Origin of the sequence: Subtercola sp. RTI3 (assembly GCF_035018625.1) — a bacterium.
Lineage (GTDB): Bacteria > Actinomycetota > Actinomycetes > Actinomycetales > Microbacteriaceae > Subtercola > Subtercola vilae.
Window position 1 is genome coordinate 1 of the sequence record NZ_JASJXO010000090.1, and the last position, 6,688, is coordinate 6,688.

The 6,688-nt window shown below is 67.6% G+C and carries 5 protein-coding genes and 1 pseudogene; 4 read left to right on the forward strand and 2 right to left on the reverse strand.

Annotated features, from left to right (window positions below):
* Positions 1–66: 66 nt before the first annotated feature.
* The 3 genes and pseudogenes from QN358_RS18365 to QN358_RS18375 form a co-directional block, all read left to right on the forward strand.
* Positions 67–375 (forward strand): annotated as a pseudogene (locus QN358_RS18365) (AtzH-like domain-containing protein); the annotation flags it as partial.
* Positions 367–1,749, forward strand: coding sequence for an amidase family protein (locus QN358_RS18370; RefSeq protein ID WP_416352028.1), 1,383 nt, complete (start codon positions 367–369; stop codon positions 1,747–1,749). The pseudogene QN358_RS18365 and the gene QN358_RS18370, both read left to right, overlap by 9 nt.
* A gap of 85 nt (positions 1,750–1,834) precedes the next feature.
* A complete protein-coding gene (locus tag QN358_RS18375; RefSeq protein WP_136643784.1) occupies positions 1,835–2,434 on the forward strand; it encodes a class I SAM-dependent methyltransferase in 600 nt (199 codons plus the stop codon).
* Between the two features lie 117 nt (positions 2,435–2,551).
* On the opposite strand, the gene QN358_RS18380 is transcribed toward QN358_RS18375, so the two are convergent.
* Positions 2,552–4,285, reverse strand: a complete 1,734-nt coding sequence (locus QN358_RS18380; RefSeq protein ID WP_323513214.1) for a putative Ig domain-containing protein — start codon at positions 4,283–4,285, stop codon at positions 2,552–2,554.
* A 145-nt stretch (positions 4,286–4,430) separates the two neighbouring features.
* Here QN358_RS18380 and QN358_RS18385 point away from each other — a divergent pair, with 145 nt between their 5' ends.
* Positions 4,431–5,708, forward strand: a complete 1,278-nt coding sequence (locus tag QN358_RS18385; protein ID WP_323513215.1) for an aspartate kinase — start codon at positions 4,431–4,433, stop codon at positions 5,706–5,708.
* 115 nt (positions 5,709–5,823) lie between these two features.
* Here QN358_RS18385 and QN358_RS18390 read toward each other — a convergent pair whose 3' ends face one another.
* Positions 5,824–6,411, reverse strand: coding sequence for a hypothetical protein (locus tag QN358_RS18390; RefSeq protein WP_323513216.1), 588 nt, complete (start codon positions 6,409–6,411; stop codon positions 5,824–5,826).
* Between the last annotated feature and the right edge of the window lie 277 nt (positions 6,412–6,688).

Consider the following 6,688-nt stretch of genomic DNA (forward strand, 5'->3'; position numbering starts at 1 on the left):
AGATGTGTATAAGAGACAGCCGCACCCCTCTGGTGGCTCGGCGATCCCACCCTCCTCGCCGCCTTCTGGCGTTACGAGCGCGCCCTCATGACGAACGACATCGCCGAGCTCGACGTGCTCTTCGCCGCCGGCCCCGACACTGTGCGGAGCGAGGGCGGCTCCGCCCTCATCGGCCACGACGCCATCGCCGCCTTCCGCGCCACCCGCCCGCCTGTTCCGCAGCGCTTTCTCCGCCGTGTGCACCTGCGCACGCTCGACGAGAACTCGGCCGTCATCATCGCCGAATCCGTTCGTCGCGACGGCGGCACCGGTTCGCAGAGCCAGCTCTGGCAGCGCGCCGACACCAGCAGCGCCTGGGCCGTAACTGTGGCGCACGTGTCCATCGTTCCGGGTGTGCAGTTCAGCACCCACTTGCTCACGGGGGAGGAGGAGCGCGCTATCTGGGACACACCCGAGAAGCGCCGGCCGCTCGTCGAGTCGCAGCCCTACGCCCCAGGCTCGAAGCACGTGGGGTCACTGGCGGGCATCCGGGTCGCCGTCAAAGACCTCTTCGCCATCGCTGGCGAGGTCATCGGAGCCGGCAACCCCAGCTTCGCTGCCACCCGCAGGCCCGAAACGGTCAGCTCTGCGGCCGTTCAGGCTCTCATCACCGCTGGCGCGGAAATCACGGGCCTCGCCCAGACCGACGAACTCGCTTTCTCGATCGCCGGCACCAACATCCACTTCGGAACCCCGCCGAACCCCGCTGCCCCCGGCCACATCACGGGTGGCTCAACGAGCGGCCCCGCCTCGGCCGTCGCTCTGGGCCTTGCCGACCTCGCCCTCGGAACCGACACCGCCGGCTCCATCCGCGTTCCCGGCTCCTACACCGGCCTGTTCGGGCTCCGCACCACCCACAACGCCGTCTCCCGCGCGGGCCTGGTCGGCCTCGCCCCGAGCTTCGACACGGTCGGCGTTCTGGCGCGCGACCTGCGCATCCTCCACGCCGGCGCCGTCGCCCTCCTCGCCACCGGCACGCCCGCATCATCCGCATCACCCGCACCCGCCGCGGCCGACGTGTCCCTCCATCCCATCGATAGCGACTTGCTGCCCGGGTCGCCGCACGTCGGGTTGCCGCACGTCGTTGCACCTGCCGCTGCTTCGACCCCCATCACGACCATCCTCACCGACCCGGCCCTCACCGCCCTCGCCGACGACAACACGCAGCTCTCGTTCGGCGCCGCCCTGCGAGCCCTCGCTCTGAACTCCGGAGCATCCGTCGCCCCCAACTCCGCCTCGACCTCCCTCGACCCCGCCGACCTCGACGAATGGTTCACCGCCTTTCGCATTGTGCAGCAGTTCGAGGCCTGGGCCGAAGACGGCGAGTTCGTCACGGAGAACCCTGGCGCCCTCGATCCGGCCATCGCCGAGCGCTTTCGCATCGCCGCGCAGATCACCGACTCCCAGGCTCAGGATGCCCGCGCCACCCTCGCTCGAGCCACCGCCACTCTCGAGGCCGCCATTCCCCTCGGCTCGGCGCTGGCCCTGCCCACCACCTCGAGTGCCGCCCCCTCAACCACCGCCTCTCCCGCCGAGATCGACCGCGTGCGAACCGCCACCCTGCGCCTCACCAGCCTGGCGTCGCTCTCCGGCCTCCCCGCCCTGACCATCCCCTACGGCCGCGTCGGCACCCTCCCGCTCGGCTTCTGCCTCCTCGGCCCGCGCGGCTCCGACCTGCAACTCATCGCCCTCGCCCAGCCGCGCGCCTGACCCTGCCCTCGCTCAACCGCCGCCCTGACCCGCGCGCCGACCGATCGGGCACCTTTTCGCACCCGGTCTGCCTAGACTCGAGGGCATGCCCGACGAAGCGAGTCTTGCCGCCTACTCCGCCAGGGCAACCGAGTACATAGACCGGCTGGGCTCGATGAGTTCCGTTCATCCATCAGACCTCCAGATTGTGTCCACGTGGGCCCTCGACGTTGATGGTGACCTCATCGATGCAGGGTGCGGCCCGGGTCAGTGGACGAACTTTCTCACTCAACTCGGAGTGTCTGCTCGAGGCATCGATCGCGTGCCTGAGTTCATCGCTCACGCCGCAACAGCATTTTCCGCGGCGAACTTCGCAATCGAAAGTCTCGACTCCATCGAGGCAGACACCCATTCGGTCGGCGGAATACTGTCGTGGTACTCGCTGATCCACTACGAGCCCCGCGCGATCCAAGTGCCTCTGCGTGAGTTCGACCGTGTGATCAAGCCCGGAGGCGCACTGCTCGTCGGGTTCTTCGAGGGCCCGGAGGTCGAGAAATTTGCGCACGCGGTCGCCCCGGCCTATCGGTGGTCGGTAGACGCGATCAGCGCAGAGCTCGACCGCGCTGGCTTCGACGTTCTCGAAACGCTCGTGCGAAAGACGGCGGGCCAGCGCCCTCAAGCCGCGCTCAGCGCTCGACGCCGCTGAGATCGGCCGCCTACGAGCTGCCCCCTCCGCTGGGATCGCCGGCGTGCGAGCCGCCCCCTCCGCCACCCTCCCTCATCGGAGAGCGCCCTCACTGCCCACCCGCAAGCGCGCGACGACTCAGCACTTCGGGCGATCCGTACTCCCGCCAAACCCGGCACCGCTGCCAGACCCCGCGCCGCTCTCACCCGAGGCTGTGCACCCACCACCCGTGCCACTCGGCGTGACCACGATCGAATAGTTGCCGCTGGCAGCGCCGCCGGCCCCCGTCGCCGTCACGAAGAAGTCAACACTGCCTGCCGCGGTCGCTGTGCCTGTGATCAGGCAGGTCGCCGCGCCCAGGCTGAGACCCGCGGGGAGCCGACCCGAGGTCACCGCACATGTCGCGGGCGAGCTGCCCGCCGCAAGGATCCCGTACCGGTAGGCGGCACCAACCGTCGCGTTCGGCAGCGTGCCCGACGCGGCCAACGCGGGAGCGGGCGGGTTCACAACGAACGGGTACGTGAGGGCAACCGACGTCGATGCAAAGTTCTTCGCCTCAATGGAGAGGGTCGAATTGCCGACCACCGTGGGCGTGCCGGCGAGGGTCTGCGTTGCAGCGTTCCACGTGAGCCCCGCGGGAGCCGTGCCGCCGAAGAAGACCGTCGGCACCGGGTTGCCGCTCGTGGTCACGGTGTAGCTGTACGGCACGCCGATCGTCGCCGCCGGGGGAGCCGCAGAAGTGATGGCCGCGGCCACCGGCACCCCGGGACTCAGGCTGCTCACCGAAGCGCCCAGCCGGTTGGCCGTGAAGACGGTACTCGTCGACTCGTCGACCCCGATGCCCTTCGGAGCCCTGCCCGTCGGCAGCGTCAGCACCGGCGGAATCTCCGACGTCGTGTCGAACTGCGACACCGACACGTCGAGCGAGTTGCTCGCGAACGCACTGTGCGACGTCTGGTCGACGACGATGCCCGACGGCCCCCGCCCCACGATGAGGTTCGTCACGGTCGGCGTAGCGGCCGCTCCGTCGAACTTCGAAACCCACCCCGCCCGCAGATCGGTCACGAAGACAGCCTTGTTCGACTCGTCGATCGCGACGCCCATCGGCCCGTCACCGACCGCGATCGTCGACATCGTGCTCAGGTCGACAGCAGCCGCCCCGCCCCGCAACTCCGTGGTGGCGCCCTGAAAACGCGAGACTGTGTTGTCGGCGGAGTTCGCAACGAACACCTCGTGCGTCTCGCTGTCGATCGTCACTCCCTCGGGCATCGAACCCACGGCCACCGTCGTGAGCACCGGCGACACGGCCGTACCGTCGAACGCGTAGACGGTGTTACCCGTCGAACTCGTCACGTAGACCACGTGCGTCTGCGGGTCGATCGCTATAGCGCTCGGTGACGGGATGCTCGCAATCACCTGCGCCGTCGGAGCCACGTCATCGGCACAGAACACCGACACCGTGCCGAGCGCAGTGTCAGCCACGAACACCTTACGTGCACCGGCGTCGATCGCAATCGCCATCGGACCGTCACCCACGGCGATAGTCGACACCGGGCCGCCCGGAGTGCGGCCGTCGAAGCGCCGCACGACGTTCGACGATTGGTCTGTGGCGTAGACCTCGTGGCTGACCGGGTCGACGGCCAACGCCGAAGGAATTCCCCCGAGCGCAATCGTCGTCGCGTCACCCGGCGCTGCCGCCGCGCCCGCCGCACCCACGCCGGTCACTGAGGGAATGCCCACAACAAGCCCGGCCACCGCCAGGACGGCGCAGACCATCCCGAGCCGCGACACCGGCACCCACACCGGCACCCGCACCGGCACAGCTCTCACCCCAGCAACACGGCCGCGCGACTTCTTCCACAGGTACATCATGCGCACACTTTACTGAGCAATCATCACTTAAACAAGACGCGCAGGGCACAGACCTCCCAGCGCATCCAACTAGAATCAGAAATCGACTTCCCGCTGCGGCAGAACGCGCTGCGGGCCACCCGGCTGCGACCCCAGGAGTGCCTTCGTGAGCTTGATCGTGCAAAAGTACGGCGGATCATCCGTCGCCGACGCCGAGAGCATCAAACGCGTGGCAAAGCGCATCGTCGAGACGCGCAAAGCGGGCAACGAAGTCGTCGTCGCCGTGAGCGCCATGGGTGACTCCACCGACGAACTGCTCGACCTCGCCCACCAGGTCACCCCCATTCCCGCGCCCCGCGAGCTCGACATGCTGCTCACCGCGGGCGAACGAATCTCCATGGCCCTGCTCGCCATGGCCATCAAGAGCATGGGTCACGACGCACGCTCGTTCACGGGCAGCCAGGCCGGCATGATCACGGATGCCCGGCACGGCCAGGCCCGCATCGTCGACGTCACCCCGGGCCGGGTGCGAGACGCCCTCGACGAGGGGGCCATCGCCATCGTCGCCGGTTTTCAGGGTTTCAACCGTGGAACAGGTGACATCACCACCCTCGGTCGCGGCGGCTCCGACACCACCGCAGTGGCGCTCGCGGCGGCGCTGCACGCTGACATCTGCGAGATCTACACCGACGTCGACGGCATCTTCACCGCCGACCCGCGCGTCGTGCCGAAGGCCCGCAAGATCGACCGCATCACCAGCGAGGAGATGCTCGAGCTTGCCGCCAACGGTGCCAAGGTTCTGTACATTCGCGCCGTGGAATATGCCCGCCGCCACGGCGTCACCCTTCACGTTCGTTCGTCGTTCAACAACAACGAGGGCACGATCGTCTACAACGCTACCGATGAACAAAACAGGGAGAGACCCGTGGAAGAGCCACTGATCGCAGGTGTCGCCACCGACCTCAGCGAAGCCAAGATCACCGTTGTCGGTGTTCCCGACATCCCGGGCAAGGCCGCCCAGATCTTCAACATCGTCGCGAAGACCGGCGCCAACATCGACATGATCGTGCAGAATGTGTCGGCTGCGGCCACTGGCCTCACCGATATCTCGTTCACGCTGCCGAAGTCTGACGGCCAGACGGTTCTCACCACGCTGACCGCCGAGCAGACCGACGTGGGCTTCGCGAGCCTGCAGTACGACGACCAGATCGGCAAGCTCGCCCTGGTCGGCGCTGGAATGCGCACCAATGCGGGCGTCTCGGCCAAGCTGTTCACCGCGCTGTACGAGGCCGGCATCAACATCGAGATGATCTCCACCAGCGAGATTCGCATCTCTGTCGTCACCCGCGCCGACACCGTGAACGACGCGCTCCGTGTCGTTCACACCGCGTTCGGCCTCGACGCCGACTCCGATGCCGTCGTGCACGGCGGCTCCGGCCGCTAACCCGCCCGCCGCCTCCCGTCCCGTCCCGTCCCGTCGCCTCCGTCGCCCCGCGCGTTGGCGTTGGGGTACGGACTTTGTCCGTTTGCGAGTACCGAAAGCGGGCAAAACCCGTACCTCAACGGCTGAACCGAGCGGGATCGGTGGCGCGAAGCGACTGAACGACGGCTTCGGCGACGATCGGAGGCAGGCCGCGAACCTCGGGAACGGCGATGAGCGCTCGCAGAGGGCGGCTGCGGGAGCGAGACCTCAGGACACCGGCCATATCGTCGAGCGCCCGCCCGAGGTTTCGCAGGTTGAGGGCGCTCATGCGAAACACTCGTTCGCCGTGGTCTTCGAGCCGTCGTGTACGGGTGATGTCGATGCGCCACTGCCGCTGCGAGGTTCTGTGCCCGTCACCCTCGTACTCAACGCACACGCGATGGTGCGGGAAGCGCAGGTCTGGTCGAGCCACGAATTCGCCCGAGCTCGTGTAGAGCGGAACATTGACATCGGGCCTGGGCAGGCCCGACGCAGCCATTGCAACACGAACGAGTGACTCAGGCGCAGATTCAGCCCATCCGTCGACCTGTGCGAGGGCATCTCTTGCTGCGCCCCGACCTCGAAGGCGAGTCAGCCGACCAATCACACGGGTCAGATCATCGATGCTCGAGAGCTGGGCCTTCTGTGCGACGATGTGGTCTGCCGCCGCGACAAGGTCGGGCACACTGAGGCTGCCCGCAAGGTCGCACCACAGGCGAGCGGGTGTGACGAGGGGGAGTCCTCGTAGTGTCGTTATCTCGCCCGGCAACACTCGAAGCCGATGGCTCGAAACACTTCGGGCGTCGATTCCAATGAGGGGGGAAGCGGTGGGATGTTGCGCACCCTCCAACTCTCCACCGCGACGTGTCGGCGCCCTGTGAGTAACCGGCTCCGTCGCTACAGGTACGGCTTTTGCCCGGATCTGGCCGTCCCAGCCGTTCAGCTGTCTCTTATACACATCT